Raw genomic sequence first — 26,023 nt, forward strand, 5'->3', positions numbered from 1 at the left:
TCGCTGGGGGCGCTTTCTTTGCGCTTTCTTTGCGCTTTCGCCGGATCCCGTGAGGGTGTTGGTTTATTAGCGTTGCCCCTGTGCGGGGCGGCAGTCACTTTCTTTGCTGCTGCAAAGAAAGTAACCAAAGAAAGCAGCTCGAGACGCCCGCGGTCACACGCAATTTGGGTATTCTTCTCCTCGCTCGTGGCCTCTGTAGCGAGTGCCCTCGTAGGCCTAACCGGGCTTGGACCGCGCACGGTCTGACAAGCTAGTCGTTTGAGCGCGCTGGTTCAGCACGAAATAGCTTCGGCACAGCGCTACGCGCTGCCGTCGGGTATGCAAGGGAAACCCGACGAGAAAAGAGAAGCGCAGAAGCACACGCAGACCCGATTGACCCAGCGGCCGCGAAGCGGGCCGGAGCCATTTCGTGCTGAACCAGTTTGCTTTGTGGTGCGATGTGTCAGACCGTGTGCGGTCCAAGCCCGGTCTGGCCTACGAGGGCACTCGCTACTGCTGTGCCAAGACCGATCGCCTGTGCCGGGGCCGGCATGAAGTACTTTGGATGGGGAAAGCTGTTTCTTTGGTTACTTTCTTTGCAGCAGCAAAGAAAGTGACTGCCGCCCCGCACAGGGGCAACGCCAACAGACCGACACGCTAACGGGATCCGGCGGAACCAGACCCAACAAACCCCTCAAGCCACCAAAACCGAAGAAACAGCAGCCAAAGAAGGAGCCTGCTTCCGTCTCTCCCGCGTCGGCGCGGTCCCAAACGCATCGCGATAGCTCTTCGAAAAGTGACAAGCCGACTGAAACCCGCAAGCCATCGTGATATGCATGATCGACATATCCGTCTGCAGCAACAACTCCCGCGCGCGCCGCAAGCGCAACGTCAGGTAGTAATGCGTCGGCGTCATCCCGAGATGCTCGCGAAATAACCGCTGCAACTGCCTCTGCGACATCCCCGCGAGCCGCGCGAGCTCCTCCCGCGACAAAGGCTCCTCGATATTGTTCTCCATCAACGAGATGACCTCGAAGAGCGATTTGTTCGCCGACCCCAGCCGCGCGACCAGCGGCATGCGCTGCTGCGCATTCACATCGCGCACATGTTCGACGATGAACTGCTCCGCGATCTGCGTAACCCGCGCCGTGCCGACGCGCGCCGCAATCAGATTGAGCATCATGTCGAGCGGCGCGACGCCCCCCGTGCACGTCACGCGATCGCGATCTATAACGAACAGCTCCTTGAGAAACCGCGTGTCGGGAAACTCCTCCTTGAGCGCCGACATGTTCTCCCAGTGGATCGCGCACGCATAACCGGCCAGCAGACCCGCACGCGCCAACGCATAGGTGCCGGTGCAAAGCGAGCCAAGCACGCTGCCCGTGCGCGCAAAACGGCGCAACGCGGAAAGATGCTCCGGCGTGGTCGAACGCTGCACGTCGATGCCGCCGACCACGAACACGATGTCGGGCTGCCCCACGCAATCCACCGGACCCGTATCGACGGAAAGGCCGTTGCTCGCCGTCACCGGTCCGCCCTCCGGACTCACGATCGACCATCGATAAAGCGGCTGCCCCGTCAGATAGTTCGCCATGCGCAGGACTTCGATCGCATTCGTGAACGCGATCATCGTGAAGTTGGGAAGCGGCATGAACGCGAAGTGGGACAGCGACGCCGTGCGATCGGAGGACATGTGAGGACTGATTCCTTGGAATCTATTGATTGGCGCCGTCATTTGCGGCGCTTTGCCACTTTCGCAATTTTGGTTTCGAGTGCAACTACCATGCCATCAGGCTAAACCCTGAGCAATGCGAGGCACCGTGCATGCTTCGCTGCGCGCGCGCACCGGGCCGGGCCATACGCCATAAGCCGCGCACTGCCATAGCGCACGATCGTTCCGATGCAGTGCAGCAGGACACACAAAAAAACGCGCTACACCGAATCGTAATTCGCCACTTGTCGAAAACAGACGCGCATGTCGGAAAAGGCAAAGAACACGTCTAAATTCATAAATTGACCGGCAGGGCGACAGACAAGAATAGACGCAACGGCAAAGGTATCGATCAGGCGCTGCAAAGCCCGTCAGACCTTTGTCTTTCCCCCACTTCCCGGCACGCGGAGCACACCCAGATGAGCACCCTCCACAACGACAGCATCATCATCGACGGACTGAATATTTCCAAGTTCGAGCGCTCCGTGTTCGAAGACATGCGAAAGGGCAATGTCACCGCCGTGAACTGCACCGTCTCGGTCTGGGAGGACTTTCAGAAGACCATCGACAACATCGCGGAAATGAAGCAGCAGATCCGCGAGTACAGCGAAATCCTCACGCTCGTGCGCACGACCGACGACATCCTGCGCGCGAAGAAGGAGAACAAGACCGGCATCATCTTCGGCTTCCAGAACTCGTATGCGTTCGAGGACAACCTCGGCTATATCGAAGTGTTCAAGGAACTCGGCGTGAACGTGGTGCAGCTCTGCTACAACACGCAGAACCTCGTCGGCACCGGTTGCTATGAGCCGGACGGCGGCCTGTCGGGTTACGGCAAGGAAGTGATTCATGAAATGAATCGCGTGGGCATCGTGGTCGATCTGTCGCACGTCGGCGCGAAGACTTCTTCCGATGCGATCGCCTGCTCGAAGAAGCCCGTCACGTACTCGCACTGCTGCCCGTCGGGGCTCAAGGATCATCCGCGCAACAAGACGGACGAGCAACTTCGCGAAATCGCCGATGCGAACGGCTTCGTCGGCGTGACGATGTTCTCGCCGTTCCTTAAGAAAGGTCCGGACGCGACCGTCGACGACTATCTCGAAGCGATCGAATACGTGATCGATGTCATCGGCGAAGACAAGGTCGGTATCGGCACCGACTTCACGCAAGGCTACAGCACCGAATTCTTCGACTGGATCACGCACGACAAGGGCCGCTATCGCCGCCTGACGAACTTCGGCAAGGTCGTGAATCCCGAAGGCATCCGCACGATCGGCGAGTTTCCGAACCTCACCGCCGCCATGGAAAAGGCGGGCTGGAGCGAATCGCGCATCAAGAAAGTGATGGGCGATAACTGGATGCGCTACTTCGGCGAAGTCTGGAACGTCTGACGATCAACGACAAATACACAGGAACCCTGCGATGCAACCGCAACTGCCTATCGATGTCGATCCGCAAACCGGCGTCTGGACCACCGACGCGCTGCCGATGCTCTACGTGCCGCGCCACTTCTTCACGAACAATCACGTCGCCGTCGAGGAAGCGCTCGGGCGCGACACGTATGCCGAGATTCTCTACAAGGCCGGCTACAAGTCCGCGTATCACTGGTGCGACAAGGAAGCCGAGAAGCACGGCATCGCCGGCATGGCCGTGTTCGAGCATTACCTGAAGCGTCTGTCGCAACGCGGCTGGGGCCTGTTCGACATCGTCGAGGCCGATCCTTCGACTTCGCATGCGCGCATTCATCTGCGTCACTCGTCGTTCGTGCTTCAGCAGCCGGGCAAGCAGGGCAAGCTCTGCTACATGTTCGCGGGCTGGTTCGCAGGCGCGATGGACTGGGTCAACGACACCGCGTCCGACAGCGCAAAGAAAGGCCCGCGCTCGAAGTCGATCGAGACGCAGTGCGCCGCCGAAGGACACGATCACTGCGTGTTCGAAGTGTCGCCGCTTGCCTGAGAGAGCGCCGGAGACAGCGCAGCAGCAAAGTAGTCGCAGATAAAACCATCCCGAGGTCGATCGCAATGCGTTACCCGAACCTTTTCAAGCCTCTCCAGCTGAACAAGCTCACGTTGCGCAACCGCATCGTCAGCACCGCGCACGCGGAGGTCTATGCCGAACCGGGCGGCCTGCCCGGCGACCGCTATATCCGTTACTACGAGGAGAAGGCGAAGGGCGGCGTCGGCCTCGCCGTGTGCGGCGGTTCGAGTCCCGTTTCGATCGACAGCCCGCAAGGCTGGTGGAAGTCGGTGAATCTCGCGACCGACAAGGTCATCGATCCGCTTTCGCGTCTCGCCGAAGCAATGCATCGTCATGGCGCGTTCATCATGATTCAGGCGACGCACATGGGCCGCCGTTCCGCATGGCACGGCGAGCACTGGCCGCATCTGATGTCGCCTTCGGGCGTGCGCGAACCGGTGCATCGTGGCAACGCGAAGATCATCGAAGTGGAAGAGATCAAGCGCATCATCCAGGACTTCGCCGCAGCCGCGAAGCGCGTGAAGGATGCGGGCATGGACGGCATCGAGATTTCCGCCGCGCATCAACATCTGATCGATCAGTTCTGGAGCCCGCGCACCAACTTCCGCACGGACGAATGGGGCGGCTCGCTCGAGAACCGTCTGCGCTTCGGTACGGAAGTGCTGAAGGCCGTGCGCGAAGCCGTGGGCGCGGATTTCTGCGTCGGCCTGCGCATGTGCGGCGATGAGTTCCATGAAGACGGCCTCTCTCACGAGAACCTGAAGGAGATCGCGCAGGCGATGTCCGAAAGCGGCCTCATCGATTACGTCGGCGTGATCGGTTCGGGCGCGGATACACACAACACGCTCGCCAACTGCATGCCGCCGATGGCGCTGCCGCCCGAGCCGTTCGTGCATCTCGCGGCGGGCATCAAGTCGGTCGTGAAGCTGCCGATCATGCATGCGCAGAGCATTCGCGACGCAGGCCAGGCCGAACGTCTGCTCGCCAACGGCATGGTCGATCTCGTCGGCATGACGCGCGCGCAGATCGCCGATCCGCACATGGTCATCAAGATCCGCGATGGCCGCGAGGATGAAATCAAGCAGTGCGTCGGCGCGAACTATTGCATCGACCGTCAGTACAACGGCCTCGATGTGCTGTGCGTGCAGAACGCAGCGACCTCGCGTGAAGAGACGATGCCGCATGTCATCGAAAAGACGCGCGGGCCGAAGCGCAAGGTCGTGGTGGTCGGCGCGGGGCCTGCGGGTCTGGAAGCGGCGCGCGTCGCGCGTTCGCGTGGCCATGACGTCGTGCTGTTCGAGAAGAACGAGTATGTCGGCGGTCAGATCATGCTCGCCGCGAAAGCGCCGCAGCGCGAACAGATGGCCGGCATCGTGCGCTGGTTCGACATGGAAACGAAGCGCCTGGGCGTCGATCGCCGTCTCGGTGTCGCGGCCGACGACAAGATGATCATGGCGGAGAAGCCGGACATCGTCGTGCTCGCGACGGGCGGCTCGTCGTTCACGAATCAGGTGCCTGCATGGGGCGTCGAGCAGGGACTCGCAGTGAGTTCATGGGACATTCTCTCGGGCAAGGTCGAGCCGGGCAAGAACGTGCTCGTGTATGACGGTGTGAGCACTCATGCGGGCGCGGGCGTCGCGGACTTCATCGCGTCGCGCGGCAGCAATGTCGAGATCGTCACGCCGGATGTGAAGGTCGCCGACGACACCGGCGGCACCACGTTCCCGATTTTCTATCGCCGGCTCTATGCGCAAGGCGTGATCCACACGCCGAACTACTGGCTCGACAAGGTGTACGAGGAAGACGGCAAGAAGATCGCCGTGATCCGCAACGAATACACGGAAGAGCAGGAAGAGCGCGCGGTGGATCAGGTCATCATCGAGAACGGCATCACGCCGAATGACGCGCTCTACTGGAAGCTCAAGCCCGAGTCGCTCAATCGCGGGCAGATCGACGTGCACACCCTCTTCGCGTCGCAACCGCAGCCGTCGCTTAGTGAAGAGCTCGGCAACGGACGCTTCCTGCTGTTCCGCGTCGGCGACTGTATCTCGATGCACAACATCCACAGCGCGATCTACGATTCGCTGCGCCTCTGCAAAGACTTCTGACGAGGGTATTGGACGATGAACCCCGTGTTTGTCATCACCGCTTTGCTGTGGCTTTCGATGGCGGGCCTCGCGTTCGCCTTGCTCAAGCGCGCGGCTTACTGGCGCGAAGGCCGCGCGACGACGGCCGGCGCGTACGGATGGGCGAATCTGCTGACCATCCCCAAGCGCTATTTCGTCGATCTGCATCATGTCGTGGCGCGCGATCCGTATATCGCGAAGACGCACGTCGCGACCGCCGGCGGCGCGATCCTCGCGATGGCGCTCGTCTTCATCAACTACGGTCTCGCGATCTACTCGGTCTGGCTCGACCGCGCGATCTTCCTCGCGGCCATCATCATGCTGGTCGGCGCGGTGTTCGTGTACCGGCGTCGCCGTCCGAAAGATGTGCCCGCGCGTCTGTCGCGCGGACCGTGGGACAGCCTGCCGCTGTTGCTCGGATCGTTCGCCGTCGGTCTCGCGCTGTTCATGCTGTTGCCCGCTTCGTGGATGTCGGGATCGCTCGCGATCATCGTCGCGTTGCTGATCGCGGCGGGCGCCTACACCATGACCTTCGGCGCGGCGCAAGGCGGCCCGATGAAGCACGCGATGGCGGGTCTCCTGCATCTCGCGTTCCATCCGCGCCAGGAGCGTTTCAGGGCGAAGACCGAGCACGAAGTGGTGCCGCCGACCGCGCTGAAAAAGCCCGTGCTCGATGCGAAGGAATACGGCGTCGGCAAGCCGGTGGAGTTTCGCTGGAACCAGTTGCTGAGCTTCGATGCCTGCGTGCAATGCGGCAAGTGCGAGGCCGCGTGCCCCGCGTTCGCATCGGGTCAGCCGCTCAATCCGAAGAAGCTGATTCAGGATCTGGTCGTCGGCATGGTCGGCGGTTCCGACTCGCAATACGCGGGCAGCCCGACACCAGGCATTCCGGTCGGCAAGCATTCGGGCGGTCCGGCGAAGCCGCTCATCTCACAGATGATCGAAGCCGACACGATCTGGTCATGCACCACCTGCCGCGCGTGCGTGCAGGAGTGCCCGATGCTGATCGAGCACGTCGATGCGATCGTCGACATGCGCCGCAATCAGACGTTGGTCGAAGGAGACGTGCCGGGCAAAGGTCCGATCACGCTCGCGAATCTGCGCGAGACGGGCAGCCAGAACGGCTACGACATCGGCGCGCGCTATGACTGGTCGGTGGATCTGCAGGTGCAGGTCGCGCAGCCTGGACGTCCCGTGGATGTGCTGCTGATCGCCGGCGAAGGCGCGTTCGACATGCGCTATCAGCGCACGCTGCGCGCCTTGGCGAAGGTGCTGAACAAGGCGGGCGTCGATTACGCGGTGCTCGGCGGCGTCGAAACCGATACCGGCGACACAGCCCGGCGTCTCGGCGACGAAGCCACGTTCCAGCAATGCGCGTCGAAGCTGATGAACACGCTGTCGCAGTATCAGTTCCGCCGCATCGTCACGGCCGATCCGCATGTGCTGCACAGCCTGCGCAATGAATATCGCGCGCTCGGCGGCTATTACGAAGTGCAGCATCACACCGCGTTCATGGCCGAGCTCGTCGCGAACGGCAAGCTGACGCCGAAGGCCGCCGCCGTGCTCGCCGACAAGAAGATCACGTATCACGATCCGTGCTATCTCGGCCGCTACAACGGCGAGACGGAAGCGCCGCGCAAGCTGCTGAAGACCATCGGCATCAAGGTCGTCGAGATGGAACGTCATGGCATGCGCGCACGCTGCTGCGGCGGCGGCGGCGGCGCGCCGCTGACCGATATCCCCGGCAAGCAGCGCATTCCCGATATCCGCATCGCCGATGCGAAGTCGGTCGGCGCGGACGTGGTCGCGGTCGGTTGCCCGCAATGCACCGCGATGCTGGAAGGCGTGGTCGGCTCGCGTCCCGAAGTGCTCGACGTGGCGGAACTCGTCGCCGCAGCGCTGGAGTAAAGGCAATGAACGACATCAAACGAATCGATCCGCGCCGGCCTTTCATCGTCACGGCGGCGGGGCTCAAGCGCATCACGCTCGGTGAAGTCGGCAATGGCGTCGTGCTGGACTTCGCGCATGGCGGTCACAGGGAAGCGGTGAAGCCGCGCCGCACGATGAAGCCCGCCACGCGCGTGCTGCTCGTCGCGGCGCATACGGATCGCGGCGCGCTCGACGATCACGCGCGCCAGGCGCTCGCCGCCGCCGCGCTGCTCGCGGATGACGCCACCGAAGTCGTGCTGATCGCGTTCGGCGAGTTCAAGGACGATGCCGCGGCGCTGGGCGTGGATCGTTATATCGAACTGCCCGCGTTCGACCGGCGCAATTACGCGCCCGACGAAGAAGTGCGCGCGCTGACGGCATGCGTCGCGGCATTCACGCCCTCGCACGTCTTCATGCCCGACAACGCAACGGGCGATGGCGATCTCGGCCGCCGCTACGCCGCGCGCGCGGACGCATCGATTGCGACGCAGGTCGTCGAGCTCGACGCCGCGCACGTCGCATCGTATGCGCAGGCGGGCCGCGCGCTCGCGTCGCGCGCCTTGCCCGATGTGATTCTGCTCGCCGCCAACGCGGTCGATGCGAAGCTGCCGTTCGTCGGCGCGGGCGAGGCGGTGAATCCGGACGGCATCGTGCCGGCATCGAAAGTGAGCGCTTACGTCGATCTCGGCATCGAGGAAATGGACGCCGCGCAGGTCGCGCTGGAAGAGGCGGATTTCATCGTGTCGGCGGGCAACGGCGTGTCCGATGTCGCCGCGTTCGAGGCGCTGGCGGGCACGCTGGGCGCGGCGATCGGCGCGAGCCGCGTCGCTGTCGACGATGGCAAGTTCACGCGCGACAAGCAGATCGGCGCGACCGGCAAGACGGTCGAGGCGAGCGTGTATATCGCGTTCGGCATTTCGGGCGCCGTGCAGCACTTGCAGGGCATCAAGGATTGCCGTCACGTGATCGCCGTGAATCTCGACGCCAGCGCGCCGATTGCCAAACGCGCGAATCTCACGATCGTCGCGGACACGCAGGAAACCATCAAGGCGCTGGCCGATGCCGCCGCCGCCGCGCGCGCCGTGCGGGCCAGCGGTGCTTCGATCGTGCAGACCGCGCACGTTGCCGAGGGAGTCGCAGCATGAAGATCGCCGTTCTGGTTTCCACCGGCCGCCATCCCGTCAGCGGCGCGGCGCGTTACAGCCGCAACGATGCGGCCGCCTTGACGATCGCAATCGGCATCGCCAGGACGCACCACGCGCAACTCGACGTGTTGCACGCGGGCGATCCGGGAAATCCCGCACTCGCGGAATATCTCGCGCTCGGCGCGCCGAAAGTCGAAGTGCTGAACACGCAAGGCGATGCGTGCGCGGCGCTTGGCGCGAGGCTCGCGGGTTACGACCTCGTGTTCACCGGCACGCGCGCCGAAGGCGCGTTCGACAGCGGCACGCTGCCCTACAAGCTCGCCGATGCGCTGAACGTGCCGCTCGTCGGCGCGGCTGTCGACGTCAGCGTGACGAAGGACGGCGTGGAAGTGCGTCAGTTCATGCCGAAAGGCTTGCGCCGCCGCGTGCGCGCGCCGCTGCCCGCGCTCGTCGCCGTGCATCCGCTCGCCAACGCCGCGCCGCGCTACGCATATGCGCGCATGCGTGAAGGCCACGTCACGCCGGTTGCGGCGAGCGCGCCTGTCGAGAAGGAAAACACCGCCTGGAGCATCGGCCCGGTCACGGCCAAGCCGAAGAAACTGGCCGCGCCCGAGAAGCGCTCGGGCCACGCGCGCATGCTCGGCGCGACGACGACCGAAAGCCGCGGCGGCAGCGTCGTAATTGAAGGGAGTTCCGTCGAAAAAGCACAAGTGATTCTGGCGTATTTGCGCGAGCATCAACTCGTCGATTACTAGGTTTCGACGCAAGCCCGGTCCCACATACGAAAGCAGCAGCCCGCGTTCAAAGGTGTTTGGCGGGGCACCAGACGTGACGCAAAACGGAGCACACGATGAAAGTTTCGGCAGACGTTCGCGCAATGATCGAACGCCGCAAAAAGGGCCATACGCTCGAGGCGCCGTTCTATACGAGCCCGGAGATCCACGCGCTCGACCTCGATGCCATCTTCCGCAAGACCTGGATTCAGGTCGCCATCGAACCGGACATTCCCGAACCGGGCGATTACACGACGGTCGAGATCGGCAACGATTCGATCCTGATCGTGCGCGACGACGACATGGAAATCCGCGCCTTCTACAACGTGTGCCGCCATCGCGGCGCGCGCCTGTGCAATCAGGAGAAGGGCTCGCTCGGCAATATCGTGTGCCCGTATCACAGCTGGACGTACAACCTCTCCGGCGACCTGATGTTCGCCGAGCACATGGGCGACCAGTTCGACCGCTGCAAGCACAGCCTGAAGAAGGTGCACGTGCAGAATCTCGCGGGCCTGATTTTCATCTGCCTCGCCGATGAACCACCCGCCGACTTTGCCGTGATGCGCGAAGCGATGGAGCCGTATCTCGCGCCGCATGGCCTCAAGGACTGCAAGATCGCGGCGAGCATCGACATCGTCGAGAAGGGCAACTGGAAGCTCACGATGGAGAACAATCGCGAGTGCTATCACTGCGTCGCGAACCATCCCGAGCTGACCATTTCGCTCTATGAATACGGCTTCGGCTATCAGCGTTCGCCTGCCAACGAGGAAGGCATGGCCGCGTTCGAGCAGACCGTCGCCGAGCGCACGAAGCAATGGGAAGCGATGTCCCTGCCGTCCGCCGAAATCGAACGTCTGTCCGATCTCGTCACGGGTTTTCGCACGCAGCGCCTGCCGCTCGACCGCGACGGCGAATCGCAGACACTCGACGCCAGGGTCGCATCGAAGAAGCTGCTCGGCGGCTTCGAGCGCGCGGACCTGGGCGGCCTCTCGTTCTGGACGCAGCCGAATTCGTGGCATCACTTCATGAGCGACCACATCGTGACGTTCTGCGTGATTCCGCTTGCGTCGGGCGAAACGCTCGTGCGAACGAAATGGCTGGTGCACAAGGATGCGCGCGAGGGTATCGATTATGACGTCGACAACCTCACCGCCGTGTGGCGCGCGACGAACGATCAGGACCGCACGCTCGTCGAGTATTCGCAGCTCGGCGTCGCGAGCAACGCGTACGAGCCGGGCCCGTATTCGCCGTTCACGGAAGGGCTCGTCGAGAAGTTCTGCGAGTGGTACATCGGGCGTCTTGCCGATCATGCGAACGCGCCCGAGCACGGCGTGGATGCATCGCACGGCGAGAAAGTCGTTTCCTTCATGCGCTAAAGCGCGTTCGAACAGCAGCGAGCAGGAGCAGAACATGATGCGCGATCAGGCTACGTTCGAGCCGACCCAAAGCCGTGTCACCCAGCCGAAATTCTGGGGGACGCTGCCCGTGCGCTGGGATTGCGATACGGACGAGACGCTCGTCTGCTGTCACGTCCGGCAGGAAACGCATGACGTCAAAAGCTTTTTCTTCAAGGCGCCCGGCGAACGCACGTTTGTCTTCGAGCCGGGGCAGTTCATCACGCTCGAACTCGATATCGACGGCGAGCAGATCAATCGTTGCTACACGATCTCGTCCGCGCCGACGCGGCCGCACACGATCTCCATCACGGTGAAGCGCGTGCCGGGCGGCAAGGTGTCGAACTGGCTGCACGACAACGTCGTGGCGGGAACGACCGTGCGCGTGCTCGGGCCGTCGGGCGAATTCACGTGCGCGCGTCATCCGGCGCGCAAGTTCCTGTTTCTATCGGCGGGCTCGGGCATCACGCCGCTCATGTCGATGAGCCGCGCGCATCACGAGCTTGTCGACGATGCGGACATCATGTTCGTGCATAGCGCGCGCACGCCGGACGACATCATCTTCGCGCGCGAACTCGATCTGATCGCGTCGAACCAGAAGAACTTCCGCACTGCATTCGTCTGCGAACGCGTGGGCGCGCGCACGAATTGGCCGGGCGTGACGGGCTTTCTGAGCCTGCCGTTGCTGAAGCTGATCGCGCCGGACTTTCTCGAACGCGAGATCTTCACGTGCGGTCCCGCGCCGTACATGAAGGCGGTGCGCGATCTGCTCGACGAAGGGGGTTTCGATCGCAAGCATTATCACGAGGAGAGCTTTTCGTTCGGCGTCGTCGAAGAGGTCGCGGCGGTGTTGACGACCGCGCACGTCGGCGATGCGCTCGCGGCGCAGACGGATTTCGTCGAAGCGCGTGAGGAAGCGGTTGGCTTCGAGCCTGCTCCCGCAGAGCCGGTCATCGAGCCGGTCGTGGAGCCCTTGATCGAAACGAAGTTCAAGGTCAACTTTGCGAAGAGCCGGCGCGATATCGAATGCGGCGGCCACGAACACGTGCTCGATGCCGCGAAGAAAGCGGGCGTGCGTTTGCCTTCATCGTGCACGCAAGGTATGTGCGGCACCTGCAAGGTGAAGCTCGTGTCCGGCGAAGTGAGCATGAAACATGCGGGGGGAATTCGTCAGCGCGAGATCGATCAGGGCATGGTGCTGTTGTGCTGCAGCAAGCCGTTGACGGATCTCGTCGTCGACAAGTGAGGTGCCCGGGCGACCCTGATCGGGGTGCGTCGTTTCTTGACAACTGAGTGTCGGAAAAGTGCGTTACGGGCCAATTCTGGCTAGTGATTCTGTTCGCTACACGGCGTGGGCCGCTAAGGGGAAACCAAATGAAACCGATGAGAAGAATGCTCGTGCTCGGGGCGATGACCGCCGCGCTGGCTGCGAGTTTTGGGGCGAACGCCGCAGACAAGCCGACCATCAAAATCGGTTATGTCGAGGGCTGGGACGATAGCGTCGCGACGTCGAACGTGGCTGCGCGCATCATCGAGAAGAAGCTGGGGTATCCGGTGCAGCTCGTGCCGGTTGCGGCGGGCGTGATGTGGCAGGGCGTTGCGCGCGGCGATCTGGATGCGACCTTGTCCGCGTGGCTGCCGGTGACGCATGGCGCGTACTGGAACAACTTCAAGGCGAAGGTCGTGAATCTCGGTCCGAACTTTCAGGATGCGAAGATCGGTTTGATCGTGCCTGAGAATGTCGACGTCAATAGTCTTTCGGATCTCGAAGCGAAGAAGGCGGAATTCGATTCGCGCATCGTCGGGATCGATGCTGGCGCGGGTGTGATGCAGAAGACCAGCGAGGCGATCAAGGCCTACAACCTCGACTACAAGCTGCTGCCGAGCTCGGGTAGCGCGATGACGGCGGAACTGGCGCGCTCGGAAGCGGCTAAGAAGCCGATCATCGTGACGGGCTGGAAGCCGCACTGGATGTTCGCGAAGTACAAGCTGAAATTCCTGGAAGATCCGAAGAAGGTGTTCGGTGAATCCGAGCACGTGGACAACGTGATCAATCCGGAACTGGAGAAGAAGGCGCCGCAGGTTGTGGCGTTTCTGAAGAAGTTTCAGTGGAAACCGGGTGAGATCGATAGCGTGATGCTTGCCACGCAGAACGGAGAGAAGCCGCAGGCGGCTGCCGATGCGTGGATCGGCGCGCATGGGGATCGGGTAGATTCCTGGGTTAAGTAAAGGGTTCTTTTGCGTTTGGGCAAACGCTAAGCGTCGTGGGGGGGTTCCCTTGCGGCGCTTTTTTTGTTTGTTGTCGCCGGATCCCGCATAAGCGTCGGTCTATTAGCACTGCCCCTGTGCGGGGCGGCAGTCACTTTCTTTGCTGCTGCAAAGAAAGTAACCAAAGAAAGCAGCCTGATACGCCCGCGGTCACACGCAATTTGGGTATCCTTCTCCTCGCTCGTGGCGTCTGTAGCGAATGCCCTCACAGGCCACCTCGGACTTGGACCGCGCACGGTCTGTCACATCGCACCACACGCGCGACTGGTTCAGCACGAAATAGCTCCAGCCCGCTTCGCGGCCGATGGGTCAATCGGGTCTGCGTGTGCTTCTGCGTTTCTACTTTCTCGTCGGTTTCCCTTGCATACCCCACGGCAGCGCGCAGCGCTGTGCCGAAGCTATTTCGTGCTGAACCAGTGCGCTTAAGCAACTAGCTAGTCAGACCGTGCGCGGTCCAAGCCCGAGGTGGCCTACGAGGGCACTCGCTACAGAGGCCACGAACAACGAGAGGAACACCCAAATTGCGTATGACCGCGGGCGTCTCGAGCTGCTTTCTTTGCCTACTTTCTTTGCAGCAGCAAAGAAAGTAGGTGCCGCCCCGCACAGGGGCAACGCTAATAGACCGACACGATCACGGGATCCGGCGACAAACCCAAGCGAAAGCAAAAACCCAAAACCTTCAACCCAAAACCACAGTCCGCTCACCATTAATAAAAACCCGCCGCTCGATAAAAGCCTTCACAGCCCGCGCCAGCGTAATGCATTCAACATCACGCCCGGTGGCAAGCAGCCTCTCAGGCCCATAAGAATGGTCGACCCGCTCGACCTCCTGCTCGATGATTGGCCCTTCATCGAGATCATCGGTAACGAAATGCGCCGTCGCGCCAATGAGCTTGACGCCCCGCGTATGCGCCTGATGATAAGGCTTCGCCCCCTTGAACCCCGGCAGGAACGAGTGATGAATATTGATCGCCCGCCCGGCGAGCGCGCGGCTCGTCTCACCCGAAAGAATCTGCATATAACGCGCAAGCACCATCAATTCAGCGCCTGAAGTCTCGAACAGATCGAGCAAACGCGCCTCCTGCTGAGGCTTGGTATCGGCGGTAATCGGCAGATGATGAAACGGCAGGCCATGCTGCGCGGCAAGATGCGCCAGGTCCGTATGATTCGACCCGATCCCGACGATATCCATCTTCAACTCGCCCATGCGCCAGCGGAACAACAGATCGGCGAGACAATGCTCCAGCTTCGATACCATGATGAGCACCTTCGGCCGCACGGCGAGATCGTGCATCGCCCATGACATCGAGAAGCGCCCGGCGATCGGCTCGAATTCGCGCTTGAGCATCGCGAGATCGAGCGCCTCTTCAGGCCGCGCGCCATGAAACACGCAGCGCACGAAGAAGCGTTCGCTCAAATCGTCGTCGAACACGGTGAATTCGTCGATATAGCCGTGATGCCGCTCCAGAAAGCCGACGATGGCGGCGACCTGCCCCGCCGCGCTCGGGCACGAGACGGTAAGCACCAGTTGATCAAAGCGGGAATCGGCGGCCATGCGTGCTCCACATTCGTAGGGTCGCAACGCCGCGAAATGCGGCGAGCGTACACGCTAGTAGAGCAAACACCGGCACGCTCCGGATAGAAGCGAAACGCCGCGCAGATAGTATGAAAGCGTCAGCCGGTGACGTCGCATTCGTCGAGCAGCCACTCGCTGAACGCCCGCACTGCGGCAACCGGCTCGCGCGCCGTGACCAGCACGTAGCCGCGCTCGGTGACGAGCGGCGCGTCGCAGAGCGCGACGAGCTGGCCCGTCGCGATCAGTTCGTCGATGAGCGGCGCCCAGCCCAGCGCAACGCCCTGGCCCATCACCGCCGCGTGCGCGACGAGCGCGTAACTGTTGAAGGTGAAGCCGCCTTGCGTCGGCGGTGCGGCGAGGCCGTGCGCCTCGAACCATGCGCTCCACGACAGCCAGCGTTCGGGGAGCGTCGGTTCGAGATGCAGCAACGGCAGCCCGGCCAGATCGGCGGGAGAGACGGGCGCGCTTCTGCCCGCGATCAGCGCGGGGCTGCATACCGGCATCACGCGCTCGGGAAAGAGCTTCACGGCGCTCCTGTTGCCCCATTCGGTCTGTGTATCGCCGAACACGATGACGACGTCCGCATGATCGCCCGATGCGCTCGGCAGGCTCTGCGACGTGATGATCTTCACGTCGACATCGGGCATCAGCGCCTTGAATTGCGGCAGGCGCGGCATCAGCCAGTAGGTGGCGAAGCCGAAGTCCGTCGAGAGCGTGAGCGTGCGCTGCGCATGACGCGAGCGGATGTCGGACGTAGCCGCGCGTATGACGTCGAGGCCGCGCCGCACGGCATCGAAGAGACGCGCGCCGTCTTCGGTGAGCGTGACGCCGCGATGCCCGCGCTCGAACAGCGCCGCGCCGAGCGATTCCTCCAGTTGCACGACGCGCTGGCTCACGGCGGGCTGCGTCGAGCCGAGTTCGCGCGCCGCGGCCGTGAAGCTCGCGAGACGCGCGGCGGATTCGAACATCAGTAGCGCCTGCATCGGTGGCAGGCGATCCGGCCGCGGCATAAGTGCTCCTTATATGCACATAACGAATTGCCATCTTCACAGCCGTTATCTGAACGGCAATAGTGAGACTGAACGCTCAAACAAAGATTCTATTCGAGGCACGCATTCATGCTTGAGACGAAACCAAATATCCTTGTGCTGATGGCCGATCAACTCACGCCCTTCGCGCTCGGCGCATACGGCAACCGCGTGACGAAGACGCCGCGCATCGATGCGCTCGCACGAGAAGGTGTCGTGTTCGAATCCGCGTATTGCGCAAGCCCGCTATGCGCGCCGTCGCGCTTTTCGCTTCTCGCAGGCAAGCTGCCTTCGAATATCGGCGCATATGACAACGCCGCCGAGTTTCCGTCCGAGACGCTCACGTTCGCGCACTATCTGCGCGCCGAAGGCTATCGCACGATTCTTTCGGGCAAGATGCATTTCTGCGGCGCGGATCAGTTGCACGGCTTCGAGGAGCGTCTCACGACCGATATCTATCCCGCCGATTTCGGCTGGACGCCCGACTGGCAGAATCCCGATGCGCGCCCGACGTGGTATCACAACATGAGCTCCGTGATCGACGCTGGCCCGTGCGTGCGAACCAATCAGCTCGACTTCGATGACGAAGTGACCTTCACGGCGCGTCAGAAGCTCTTCGATATCGCGCGCGAGCGCAACGCGGGCAGAGACGCGCGGCGGTTCATGATGGTCGCGTCCCTCACGCATCCGCACGATCCGTACGCGATTCCGCGCAAGTACTGGGACATGTATCGCGATGAGGATATCGACATGCCTTCGTATCGCGATTCGCTCGATGCATGCGATCCCCATTCCAAGCGTCTGCGTCACGTGTACGAAGCGGACCGCACGCCGCCGACCGAGCGGCAGATCCGCAACGCGCGGCGCGCCTATTACGGCGCGGTGTCCTATGTCGACGATCAGTTCGCCGCGATCCTCGAAGCGCTCGAACAGGCGGGCCTCGCCGACGATACGATCATCGTCGTCACGTCCGATCATGGCGAGATGCTCGGCGAGCGCGGCCTCTGGTACAAGATGACGTTTTTCGAAGGCGGCTGCCGCGTGCCGCTGATCGTGCATGCGCCGAAGCAGTTTCGCGCGCATCGCGTGGCGGACTCGGTCTCGCATCTCGACGTGCTGCCGACGCTCGTCGAATTCGCGCGCGGAGAAGCGCCCCAATCATGGCCCGATAGCATCGACGGTCGAAGCCTCGTGCCGCATCTTCGCGAGACCGGCGGCCATGACGAGGCGATCGGCGAATATCTCGCGGAAGGCGCGATCGCGCCCATCGTGATGATCCGGCGTGGACGTTTCAAGTTCATTTACACGCGCGTCGATCCCGATCAGCTCTATGACATCGAAGCCGATCCGTTCGAGCGCGCGAATCTCGCGAGTGACCAGCGTCATGCATCGCGCGTGGCCGAATTCCGCGCCGAAGTCGCGCGCCGCTGGAATCTCGACGCGCTGCATCAGGAGGTGCTGAAGAGCCAGCAGCGCCGTCATTTCCACTTCGCGGCGACGACGCGCGGCACGATTCAATCATGGGACTGGCAGCCGCATGTCGATGCGAGCCAGCGCTACATGCGCAATCACATCGATCTGGACGACCTCGAAGCGATGGCGCGTTTTCCCGCCGTCGAGCACTGACGACGCGATCCGCACCATCACCCCACATTCGACAGGAACGCACCATGAAAAAGGGCTTCATCCATGCGCTCGTCGCCGCCGCGCTCGGCATCGTGACGTCTCACGCGTCGTCCGCGGAGCCGCAGTCCTGCACTCAGGTGCACATGGCCGGGCCCGGCTGGACCGATATCGACGCGACCAATGCAATGAGCGGCATCGTGCTCAAGGCGCTCGGCTACCGGCAGAACGTCGCGAACCTGTCGGTGCCGATCACGTATCAGGGCATGAAGAAAGGGCAGATCGACGTCTTTCTCGGCAACTGGATGCCTGCGCAGGCGCCGCTCGTGAAGCCGTTCTTCGAGGAGAAATCGATCGACGTGGTGCGCCCGAATCTCTCCAACGCGAAGTTCACGCTTGCCGTGCCGGACTATGTGGCGGCCGCCGGCGTGCATTCGTTCGCAGACCTCGCGAAGAACGCCGACAAGTTCGATCACCGCATCTATGGCATCGAGCCGGGCGCGCCCGCGAATCAGAACATCAAGCGCATGGTCGACGACAAGTCATTCGGTCTGGGCGACTGGAAAGTGGTCGAATCGAGCGAGACCGCGATGCTTACGCAAGTGGATCGCGCGGTGCGCGAGAAGAAGTGGATCGTGTTTCTCGGCTGGGAGCCGCATGTGATGAACACGAAGTTCAAGCTCGCCTATCTCGATGGCGGCGACCGGTACTTCGGCGCGAATTATGGCGGCGCGACGGTCAACACGGTGGCGCGCAGCGGCTACGAGCAGCACTGCCCGAACGTCGCGCGCCTGTTCAGGCAGATGGCGTTCAACGTCGATCTGGAGAACGGCGTGATCACCGAGGTGCTGGAAAAGAAAACCCACGTCGACGCAGCCGCGACGGATGCGCTCAAGCGCCATCCGGAACTGCTGAAATCCTGGCTCGACGGCGTGAGCACGTCGAGCGGCGGTAACGGCCTGGAAGCCGTTCAGACCGCGCTCGGCGTGAAGTGAAGGGTTAGAGGCCGAGGCGGTCGATGACCGCGCGGGTGGCCGGAGATACGAAGTGGCGGATGGCCTCGACGTGAGACTTGTTGAGGAGTGCGTGATCGCGATAGACGCCTACCGCTTTGGCCAGGCGTTCGAGCACGATGTCATGCACGATGGATACGTCCTGGCCGAAATCCCGCGCCTGAGTGGAGACGAGCCTGTCGATCGCGCGAATCATGTCGAGCAGGCCTTCGGTATGAGGTGCATAGATGTGCAGGAACGCGGCGACGATGAGATCGATGTCGCGCGGCTCGAGGCCGGGATACCACAGACTGAGAAGGCGACCGCGGGCGGCCTGGAGACAGTCGCGCGCGACGTCATGCCGGCTGTTGGTCAGGCTCGCACGATGAGACCGGTGTTCGGTGAGCACCTCGTCGACATTCGAGAGCCGGCCGCCGGCCGCCATGATCGCGGCGAGATAGTCGAGGTCTTCGGCGCTGGCCGAGCGATCGTCGAAGCGAATATGGTGTTCCCGAATGAACGAGCGCCGGACCATCAGCGTGCCGCCGCTGATCGTGTTCAGGCCGTCGAGAAGGTGCGCCTTGATGTCCGCGTCGCCCAGCGAGCAATGCGCAATGCCCTCGGGGACATCGCCGAACACCAGGGCGTGTGATCCGGCGGCCGCCAGACGATCGCAGTCTCTGAATGCTTCGACCTGGGCGGCAAGCCTCGCAGGGACCGCGCGGTCATCGGCGTCGAGGCGAGCGATGAACTCGCCTTGCGCCGCATCGAAACCCGCGTTCGACGCGACGCTGACACCCTCGTTCCGGTCGAAGCGGATGAGGCGGATGCGCTGGTCGTCGCCGGCGGCGTGCCGGGCGGCGGACATGGTCTGATCGGTCGAGCCATCGTCCACGACGATGAGCTGCCAGTCTTCGAGCGTTTGCTGCTGAATGGAGGCAATCGCTTCGCCGATGAAGCGTTCCGCATTGAAGGCGGGAATCACGACAGAGACGAGGGGCGGTGATTTCAGGGCGTTTTCAGGCGTCATGGAGCGGTGGGCGATGCGAGACGGAGGGGTGCGGTTTTTTTACAGATTCGAAGTATGCGGAGCAGCGTCCAGCGGGCATATCGGGCATATCTGAATTCGCAGTCGCTCTATTGACGCGCAACACCCAGTTGCATGAGTCGCAACTGGACAGATTTGCGTCGCAACAGGTCGAGCCGCGACATATATGGAACCTTATTTTTATAACCTCGACACGACGAGTCGCTTCGTCGCGTAGCAGATCAGTTCCCGGCAACGTCAGCTTGTCTATGCCTTCACGCCATGCGCGCGGGCAGGGCAGCGCTTTTTCCAACGCAACATCCATCAAGACGAGCAAAGGACCAGCACATGAGAAAAGGACATGCCGCGAAGATCGCAGGGCTCGCGTTCACGGCGGGTGCGGCGAGCGTGCCTGTGGCGGCGCATGCGCAAAGCAGCGTGACGCTCTACGGCATCCTCGATGCGGGCATCACCTGGGTGAGCAACACCGGCGGCTCGCACGTGGTGAAGTTCGACGACGGCATTTCCTACGGCAACCGCATCGGCTTTCGTGGCGTCGAGGATCTGGGCGGCGGGCTGCAGGCGATCTTCGTGCTGGAGTCGGGCTTTCATCTCGGCAATGGCCAGTACGCGTTCGGCGGCGCCGAGTTCGGCCGGCAGGCATATGTGGGCCTGAAGAACCAGTGGGGCACGGTGTCGCTCGGTAATCAGCTCGACATGACCGAGGAGTTCGTCTATCTCTACAACATCTCGGCCTGGGCGAGCGGCTATGCGATTCACCAGGGCGACTTCGACCGCATGAACGGCGATCGCCTGCCGAACTCGATCAAGTTTCTGTCGAACGACTTCGGCGGCTTCACGTTCGGCGGCATGTATTCGTTCGGCAATCAGGCGGGCGACTTCCATCGCAACAGCGCGTGGAGCGTGGGCGCGCACTATGCGGCGAGCACCTTCAATGTCGGCGCGGCCTATACGCAACTGAACAACCCCAACGGCATCTATGCGTTCGATCCCTACGCGATGATCGGCGCGCGCACCTTCCTCGGCCAGCCGACCGTATCCGTCGATCCCGCGACCGGCGCGGTTACGGATCTCTACAGTGCGAACGCGTTTCCCGTCGACAAACAGGGCGCGTTTGCAGTGGGCGCGGCGTGGACCATCGGCAAGCTGATGTTGTCGGGCAACTTCACCTACACGACGATCAAGGGACTTGGGCAAACCTCGCACATGCAGGTGTATGAAGCCGGTGCGTCGTATAGCTTCATGCCCGATCTGAGCCTGTACGGCGGCTATCAGCACACGCGCTTCGAAGGCAATCACTGGAATCAGGGGTCGCTTGGTTTGCACTATCTGCTTTCGAAGCGCACGGATGTGTATGTGTCTGGCGACTATCTGCGTGCGTCGGGGCCCATCGATGCGGTGATCGGCTATAGCTTTACGCCTTCATCGTCGAATACTCAGGCCGATGTGCGTATCGGCATGCGTCATTCGTTCTAGAGCGTGGTGGGAATTGTCGTTTAGGAATGTATAGGGGATTGGCGAAATTACCTGATACGCTTCGGGGTTTTCGCCGGATCCCGTATTCGTGTCGGTTTATTGGCGTTGCCCCTGTGCGGGGCGGCAGTCACTTTCTTTGCTGCTGCAAAGAAAGTAACCAAAGAAAGCAGCTCGAGACGCCCGCGGTCACACGCAATTTGGGTGTTCTTCTCGTCGCTCGTGGCCCCTGTAGCGAGTGCCCTCGTAGGCCTAACCGGGCTTGGACCGCGCACGGTCTGACAAGCTAGTACGCCAAGGGCACTGGTTCAGCACGAAATGGCTTCGGCACAGCGCTACGCGCTGCCGTGGGGTATGCAAGGGAAACCATTGGTATGGATAACTTGGTATAGAAGCACGCGCGCACCCGATAAACCCGTCGGCCGCGAAGCGGGCCGGAGCCATTTCGTGCTGAACCAGTGTGTTATTTAGTGCGATGTGACAGACCGTGCGCGGTCCAAGCCCGATTAGGACTATGAGGGCACTCGCTACTACTGTGCCAAGACCGATCGCCTGTGCCGGGGCCGGCCTGAAGTACTTTGGATGGGGACGGCTGCTTTCTTTGGTTACTTTCTTTGCAGCAGCAAAGAAAGTGACTGCCGCCCCGCACAGGGGCAACGCCAACAGACCAACACGCCAACGGGACCCGGCGACAAACTAGGCCGCCGCGAGCCCAGCGGCAGCGACACCACGCAATGCGCTGCGATCCTGCCGCGGACTCGTGTTGAAGCGCACACGATACGTGCGCGAGAAATGCGACGGCGATTCGAACCCGCAAGCAACGCATACCGCAAGGATCGACATATCCGTCTGCTGCAGCAACTCACGCGCCCGCGTAAGCCGAAGCCCAAGATAGAAATGCGTCGGCGTGTCCTTCATCGACGCGCAGAAAAGCCGCTCCAGTTGCCGCCGCGTCACGCCGATCGATTCGGCGAGCGCATCCGGCGACAGCGGCTCTTCCATGTTCTGCTCCATCAGCTCGATCACCTGGATCAGCTTGCGGTTGTGAATGCCGTAGCGCGCCGCGATCTGCAGTCGCTGATGATCCGAGCGCTGCCTGATGCGCCCCAGCACGAACTGCTCCGACACCTGCGCCGCGAGGCTCGCGCCATGTTCGCGCGCGATCAGGTCGAGCATCAGATCGATCGACGCCGTGCCGCCCGCGCACGTGATGCGACGCGTGTCGATCTCGAAGAGTTCCTGACTCGTCTCGATGGCCGGATAACGCTCAGTGAACGCAGCGGCCGCCTCCCAATGCAGCGTCGCCCGCTTGCCCGCGAGCAGGCCGGCTTCGGCGAGGATGAAGCTGCCCGTGTCGATGCCGCCGAGCGTCGCGCCCGCGCGATCGAGACGCTTCAGCCAGTCGCCGATCGCGCGCGTGTAGTCGGAGAGCGGCTCGAAGCCCGACACGACGAACACGGTGCGCGCATCGCTCACCTGATCGAATGCGCTTTCGGCATTGAGCGTGATGCCGTTGCTCGCGGCGACCGGCCCGCCGTCGACGGACAGGATATGCCAGCGATACAGATCGCCCGCGAAGCGATTGGCGACTCGCAAAGGTTCGATCGCGGACATGAAACCGATCGACGAGAATTCGGGCAACAACAGGAAGTGGAAATGGTGGGGAGCGGACATCGGATCGATCGATAAAGACAGGTCGATTGGCAAGCCGTCCACGCTAGCAAGTGCAATAAACGCGCGCAATCCGGCGCGCCCCGTAGGGCGAGCCGGACCGGATGCGAAAGAACGTGCGTTCAGGCGCTCGACAGTTCGTTCGTGAGCGTCTGCGCAACGGCGGCGAGATGCGGTTCGACGACCAGATCGGTGTGCTTGCCATCGACCTGCATGACGCGCAAGCCGTGCTTGGCGACGCGTTGCCAGACCGGCAGCGGATCGCTGCGCGAGTTGTCGAGCAGGCTCGCGCGCACATAGACGATCGGGCCGCCGTCATACCGGCGCGGCCGGTAGGTCGTCATCGCCACGCGCATCGATTCGCGCACGCGCTGAAGCACGGGCGGCATGCCGATTGCATCGGGCGCGGGCGTGTGCGCCTGCTTGCCCATCCGCATGCGCACGCGGTCGGTGATCACGGCCGCCTTGCCGCGCATGTAGCCGAAGCGCTCGCCCGCTTCGAGCGAACGCAATTCGCGCAGACGTTCGACGATCACGGCCGCCTGATAGCGCGTCCACTGCGATAAGGGCAGGCAGCCCGTGTGAACGTAGGTATCGAGCAGGCAGAGCATCTCGATCTTTTCGCCCGCCGCGACGAGCTGCTGCGCGATCTCGAACGCGATCAGACCGCCGAACGAATAACCGACGAGCGCATACGGCCCGCTCGGCTGCACTTCGCGCATGCGCAGCACGTAGCCCCGCGCCATCTCTTCGACGCTGTGCTGCGGCGCTTCATCGCCGTCGAGGCCCAGCGCCTGCAGGCCATAGACGGGCCGCTCGTTCTGCAGCATGCCCGCGAGCGTCAGGCACTCCATCACCGAGCCGGTGATGCTGTGCACCATGAAAAGCGGCCGGCCGCTGCCCGCGCGCATCTGCACGAGCGTGGAGTTGCCGGCACGCGTGTCCGGATCGGCGGCGAGAACCGCTGCGAGTCGCGCGATGGTAGGCGCGAGGATCATCGTCGAGAGCGGCAGCGTGCGGCCGGTCGCGCGCTGCACGTCGGTGAGCATGCGCGCGGCGAGCAGCGAATGGCCGCCCAGCTCGAAGAAATTGTCGTCGCGGCCGATCGGCGAGAAGCTGAAATGCTGCTCCCACAGCGCGCACAGATACGCTTCGATCGCCTCGACCGATTCGCCCGGCGCGGGCAGTTCGCGCTTCACGCGCGTGAGCGACGGATGCTCGCGGATCTGATCGAGACACTCGGGATTCGCGAGCGACGACACGTTGCGCGCGGGCAGACCGTTGACCGCGTCGCGCGCGGCGGCTTCCGATGGCTTGTTGTTGTGCGTGACCGGCAGACCGGCGACCTGCACGATCACGTCCGGCACGAGCGCGGCCGAGCCCTGGCGCGTGAGATCGCGGCGCACATGTGCGGCAAGCGCCGCATTCAGTTGCGCGCCGGGCCGCAGCACGAGCAGCAGCACGATGCGCTGGCCCGCATCGCCCGCGTTCGCGCCGGTCTGCGGTACGACCATCGCGTGACGAATCTCGGCAATGCCGCTCAGGATGCGATAGATCTCGCCCGGGCTCACGTTGATGCCGCGCACGTTCAGCACGCCGTCGCTGCGGCCGTGCAGCCGCGCGGAACCCTGCGGCGAGAACTCGATGACATCGCCGTGCGTCCACACGCCTTCGTTCGCGGCGAAGTAGGCCTTGTGAAAGCGCGAGCCGTCATCGTCGCCGAAGAAGCCGAGCGGGCGCGACGGGAACGGATTCGTGCAGACGAGCTCGCCCGGCATGATCGTGCTCGCGCCCTGATCGAACGCCTGCACGTCGAGGCCGAGGCTCCTGCATTGCGCTTCGCCCGCATAGACGGGCAGGTTCGGGTTGCCGAGCACGAAGCAGCCGATGATGTCCGTGCCGCCCGAGATCGATTGCAACTGCAATGGCTTCACATGCTCGTAGACCCACTGGAACTGCGAGTCGTAGAGCACGGCGCCGGTGGACATCATCGCCCGCAGCGCGGACAGATCGACCTGCGTACCCGGTTCGATGCCCGCGTCCTCGCTCATCTTGAGATAGGCGGGACTCGTGCCGAACACGGTCACGTGCTCCTTCGCGATGAGACGCCAGAGCGTGTCGACGGCCGAGACCGGGCCGTCATAGGTGACGATCTCGACGCCCGATGCGAGCACCGACATCTGCCAGTTCCACATCATCCACGAGCAGCTCGTGTGGAAGAACAGCTTGTCGCCGGGGCCGAAGTCGCTGTGCAGGCGATGTTCCTTCACGTGTTCGAGCAGCGTGCCGCCCGCGCCGTGCACGATACATTTCGGCTTGCCCGTCGTGCCCGACGAAAACATGATGAAGAGCGGATGATTGAACGGGAAGCGCTTCCATGAGAAGCGCATCGCGTCGCCGCGCACGATCAGCGAGTGCAACTCGTGCTGGCGCTGCGTCACTGAACTGGGCAGATCCGTTTCGTCGAGACAGACGATGTCGGTCAGTGTCGGCAGCTGCGCGGCCACCGCGGCGACGTGCCCCGAGATCGAGCCGCCCGTGTCGAACGGACGCTGCATGGTATGCGCGAACATCATCTTCGGGTCGAGCGGCGCGAAGCGGTCGAGGATCGCCTGCACGCCGTTTTCCGGCGCGGCGGTGGACAGCGTGGCGCCGAGCGCGGTCACGGCGAGCGCGACGGTGATCGCGTCGCCGTCGTTGCGCATGATCGCGACCACGCGGTCGCCCTCTTTCAGGCCCAGCTCGGAAAGCGTCTGCGCGAGCCGCACGACGCGCTCGCGCAGCTCACCGCGCGTATAGGCGATGCGCCGGCCGTCGGCATAGCACGAGGTGAGCGCGGGCGCGTCGTCGGGAGCGATGCGTTTGCCGAGCAGATTTTCGGCGTAATTCAATTCGACGTTCGGAAAAAATCTGGCCGTTTCGCATTGATTGCCGATGCAAACCGGCTCATCCGAACCCGACCATTCGAGACCGCGCGCCGATTCGAGAAAGCATTTCCAGAATTGCCGGTATTCACGCGCCGCGTAGGCGTGCAATTGGGAATAGTCAGCGAAATGTTCGCCAGTTGCTTTCTCGAAGGCCTGTGCGAAGGCCGTCATGCGCGATGCTGAAATCTGTTCGGTGGACGGCTGAAATAGCGGTTCGCGCGCATACAGCCGCGCATTCTCTCGGATGGCGTCTTGACGGTCCATGTCCCAGGCACCTTTGATTGGACGACGTGATTTAAATAGCTATGTGCTCGACGGCGATCGCAGGAAATTGCTCCATTCCCTCTGCCGCAGGCGTCGGAGACCAGCCTAACCCCTCATGT

18 protein-coding genes are annotated in these 26,023 nt (G+C 62.7%); 12 read left to right on the top strand and 6 right to left on the bottom strand.

The window, feature by feature from the left end; genetic code table 11:
- Nucleotides 1-673: 673 nt before the first annotated feature.
- On the bottom strand, nucleotides 674-1,672 hold the full coding sequence (locus tag BTHE68_RS13745; protein ID WP_061175149.1) for a GlxA family transcriptional regulator: 999 nt from the start codon (nucleotides 1,670-1,672) through the stop codon (nucleotides 674-676).
- A gap of 437 nt (nucleotides 1,673-2,109) precedes the next feature.
- Here BTHE68_RS13745 and BTHE68_RS13750 point away from each other — a divergent pair, with 437 nt between their 5' ends.
- From BTHE68_RS13750 to BTHE68_RS13790, 9 genes are all read left to right on the top strand, one after another.
- Nucleotides 2,110-3,081, top strand: coding sequence for a dipeptidase (locus tag BTHE68_RS13750; RefSeq protein ID WP_061175150.1), 972 nt, complete (start codon nucleotides 2,110-2,112; stop codon nucleotides 3,079-3,081).
- A 31-nt stretch (nucleotides 3,082-3,112) separates the two neighbouring features.
- Nucleotides 3,113-3,646, top strand: coding sequence for a DUF5943 domain-containing protein (locus tag BTHE68_RS13755; protein WP_162066928.1), 534 nt, complete (start codon nucleotides 3,113-3,115; stop codon nucleotides 3,644-3,646).
- Between the two features lie 65 nt (nucleotides 3,647-3,711).
- Nucleotides 3,712-5,775 carry an NADH:flavin oxidoreductase gene (locus BTHE68_RS13760; protein ID WP_061175152.1) on the top strand — a complete coding sequence of 688 codons (2,064 nt, stop codon included), beginning with the start codon at nucleotides 3,712-3,714 and terminating at the stop codon, nucleotides 5,773-5,775.
- A 15-nt stretch (nucleotides 5,776-5,790) separates the two neighbouring features.
- The gene (locus BTHE68_RS13765) at nucleotides 5,791-7,701 is read left to right on the top strand and encodes a (Fe-S)-binding protein (RefSeq protein ID WP_162066929.1); all 1,911 of its coding nucleotides are present in this window, start codon (nucleotides 5,791-5,793) and stop codon (nucleotides 7,699-7,701) included.
- A 5-nt stretch (nucleotides 7,702-7,706) separates the two neighbouring features.
- Complete coding sequence (locus BTHE68_RS13770) at nucleotides 7,707-8,867, top strand: electron transfer flavoprotein subunit alpha/FixB family protein (protein WP_162066930.1); 1,161 nt, start codon at nucleotides 7,707-7,709, stop codon at nucleotides 8,865-8,867.
- Nucleotides 8,864-9,622: an electron transfer flavoprotein subunit beta/FixA family protein gene (locus tag BTHE68_RS13775; RefSeq protein WP_162066931.1), complete on the top strand. Its 759-nt coding sequence runs from the start codon at nucleotides 8,864-8,866 to the stop codon at nucleotides 9,620-9,622. The genes BTHE68_RS13770 and BTHE68_RS13775 overlap by 4 nt, the downstream gene beginning before the upstream one ends.
- Before the next feature lie 95 nt (nucleotides 9,623-9,717).
- Nucleotides 9,718-11,016, top strand: coding sequence for an aromatic ring-hydroxylating oxygenase subunit alpha (locus BTHE68_RS13780; protein WP_162066932.1), 1,299 nt, complete (start codon nucleotides 9,718-9,720; stop codon nucleotides 11,014-11,016).
- Between the two features lie 34 nt (nucleotides 11,017-11,050).
- The gene (locus BTHE68_RS13785) at nucleotides 11,051-12,280 is read left to right on the top strand and encodes an FAD-binding oxidoreductase (protein ID WP_174258039.1); all 1,230 of its coding nucleotides are present in this window, start codon (nucleotides 11,051-11,053) and stop codon (nucleotides 12,278-12,280) included.
- Nucleotides 12,281-12,408: 128 nt separating this feature from the next.
- A complete protein-coding gene (locus tag BTHE68_RS13790) occupies nucleotides 12,409-13,263 on the top strand; it encodes a glycine betaine ABC transporter substrate-binding protein (RefSeq protein ID WP_162066933.1) in 855 nt (284 codons plus the stop codon).
- A 718-nt stretch (nucleotides 13,264-13,981) separates the two neighbouring features.
- Here BTHE68_RS13790 and purU read toward each other — a convergent pair.
- Both purU and BTHE68_RS13800 read right to left on the bottom strand, forming a co-directional pair.
- Complete coding sequence (gene purU, locus BTHE68_RS13795) at nucleotides 13,982-14,857, bottom strand: formyltetrahydrofolate deformylase (protein ID WP_162066934.1); 876 nt, start codon at nucleotides 14,855-14,857, stop codon at nucleotides 13,982-13,984.
- Between the two features lie 119 nt (nucleotides 14,858-14,976).
- A complete protein-coding gene (locus BTHE68_RS13800) occupies nucleotides 14,977-15,888 on the bottom strand; it encodes a choline sulfate utilization transcriptional regulator (RefSeq protein WP_162066935.1) in 912 nt (303 codons plus the stop codon).
- Between the two features lie 108 nt (nucleotides 15,889-15,996).
- Between BTHE68_RS13800 and betC the strand changes: the two genes are divergently transcribed.
- Nucleotides 15,997-17,532 (top strand): choline-sulfatase, encoded by a 1,536-nt coding sequence (gene betC, locus BTHE68_RS13805; protein ID WP_162066936.1) that lies wholly within the window; start codon nucleotides 15,997-15,999, stop codon nucleotides 17,530-17,532.
- Between the two features lie 44 nt (nucleotides 17,533-17,576).
- Entirely contained in the window at nucleotides 17,577-18,524 is a 948-nt protein-coding gene (locus BTHE68_RS13810) for a choline ABC transporter substrate-binding protein (protein ID WP_162066937.1), read from the top strand.
- 4 nt (nucleotides 18,525-18,528) lie between these two features.
- On the opposite strand, the gene BTHE68_RS13815 is transcribed toward BTHE68_RS13810, so the two are convergent.
- A complete protein-coding gene (locus tag BTHE68_RS13815) occupies nucleotides 18,529-19,551 on the bottom strand; it encodes a glycosyltransferase family 2 protein (protein ID WP_232077992.1) in 1,023 nt (340 codons plus the stop codon).
- 345 nt (nucleotides 19,552-19,896) lie between these two features.
- On the opposite strand from BTHE68_RS13815, the gene BTHE68_RS13820 reads away from it, so the two are divergent.
- On the top strand, nucleotides 19,897-21,045 hold the full coding sequence (locus BTHE68_RS13820) for a porin (RefSeq protein WP_162066938.1): 1,149 nt from the start codon (nucleotides 19,897-19,899) through the stop codon (nucleotides 21,043-21,045).
- 693 nt (nucleotides 21,046-21,738) lie between these two features.
- On the opposite strand, the gene BTHE68_RS13825 is transcribed toward BTHE68_RS13820, so the two are convergent.
- Together BTHE68_RS13825 and BTHE68_RS13830 are read right to left on the bottom strand one after the other, a co-directional pair.
- Nucleotides 21,739-22,716: a GlxA family transcriptional regulator gene (locus tag BTHE68_RS13825; protein ID WP_162066939.1), complete on the bottom strand. Its 978-nt coding sequence runs from the start codon at nucleotides 22,714-22,716 to the stop codon at nucleotides 21,739-21,741.
- 119 nt (nucleotides 22,717-22,835) lie between these two features.
- Complete coding sequence (locus BTHE68_RS13830; protein WP_162066940.1) at nucleotides 22,836-25,904, bottom strand: acetoacetate--CoA ligase; 3,069 nt, start codon at nucleotides 25,902-25,904, stop codon at nucleotides 22,836-22,838.
- Nucleotides 25,905-26,023: the final 119 nt, after the last annotated feature.

Origin of the sequence: Burkholderia sp. THE68 (genome assembly GCF_009938265.1) — a bacterium.
In the GTDB taxonomy this organism is placed as follows: domain Bacteria; phylum Pseudomonadota; class Gammaproteobacteria; order Burkholderiales; family Burkholderiaceae; genus Caballeronia.

Coding starts and splice junctions, on each gene's coding strand:
- BTHE68_RS13780 (WP_162066932.1), top strand. CDS start 9,718: ATGAAAGTTTCGGCAGACGTTCGCGCAATGATCGAACGCCGCAAAAAG.
- BTHE68_RS13825 (WP_162066939.1), bottom strand. CDS start 22,716: ATGTCCGCTCCCCACCATTTCCACTTCCTGTTGTTGCCCGAATTCTCG.
- BTHE68_RS13790 (WP_162066933.1), top strand. CDS start 12,409: ATGAAACCGATGAGAAGAATGCTCGTGCTCGGGGCGATGACCGCCGCG.
- purU (WP_162066934.1), bottom strand. CDS start 14,857: ATGGCCGCCGATTCCCGCTTTGATCAACTGGTGCTTACCGTCTCGTGC.
- BTHE68_RS13760 (WP_061175152.1), top strand. CDS start 3,712: ATGCGTTACCCGAACCTTTTCAAGCCTCTCCAGCTGAACAAGCTCACG.
- BTHE68_RS13755 (WP_162066928.1), top strand. CDS start 3,113: ATGCAACCGCAACTGCCTATCGATGTCGATCCGCAAACCGGCGTCTGG.
- BTHE68_RS13820 (WP_162066938.1), top strand. CDS start 19,897: ATGAGAAAAGGACATGCCGCGAAGATCGCAGGGCTCGCGTTCACGGCG.
- BTHE68_RS13750 (WP_061175150.1), top strand. CDS start 2,110: ATGAGCACCCTCCACAACGACAGCATCATCATCGACGGACTGAATATT.
- BTHE68_RS13785 (WP_174258039.1), top strand. CDS start 11,051: ATGATGCGCGATCAGGCTACGTTCGAGCCGACCCAAAGCCGTGTCACC.
- BTHE68_RS13830 (WP_162066940.1), bottom strand. CDS start 25,904: ATGGACCGTCAAGACGCCATCCGAGAGAATGCGCGGCTGTATGCGCGC.
- betC (WP_162066936.1), top strand. CDS start 15,997: ATGCTTGAGACGAAACCAAATATCCTTGTGCTGATGGCCGATCAACTC.
- BTHE68_RS13815 (WP_232077992.1), bottom strand. CDS start 19,551: ATGACGCCTGAAAACGCCCTGAAATCACCGCCCCTCGTCTCTGTCGTG.
- BTHE68_RS13745 (WP_061175149.1), bottom strand. CDS start 1,672: ATGTCCTCCGATCGCACGGCGTCGCTGTCCCACTTCGCGTTCATGCCG.
- BTHE68_RS13765 (WP_162066929.1), top strand. CDS start 5,791: ATGAACCCCGTGTTTGTCATCACCGCTTTGCTGTGGCTTTCGATGGCG.
- BTHE68_RS13810 (WP_162066937.1), top strand. CDS start 17,577: ATGAAAAAGGGCTTCATCCATGCGCTCGTCGCCGCCGCGCTCGGCATC.
- BTHE68_RS13770 (WP_162066930.1), top strand. CDS start 7,707: ATGAACGACATCAAACGAATCGATCCGCGCCGGCCTTTCATCGTCACG.
- BTHE68_RS13800 (WP_162066935.1), bottom strand. CDS start 15,888: ATGCCGCGGCCGGATCGCCTGCCACCGATGCAGGCGCTACTGATGTTC.
- BTHE68_RS13775 (WP_162066931.1), top strand. CDS start 8,864: ATGAAGATCGCCGTTCTGGTTTCCACCGGCCGCCATCCCGTCAGCGGC.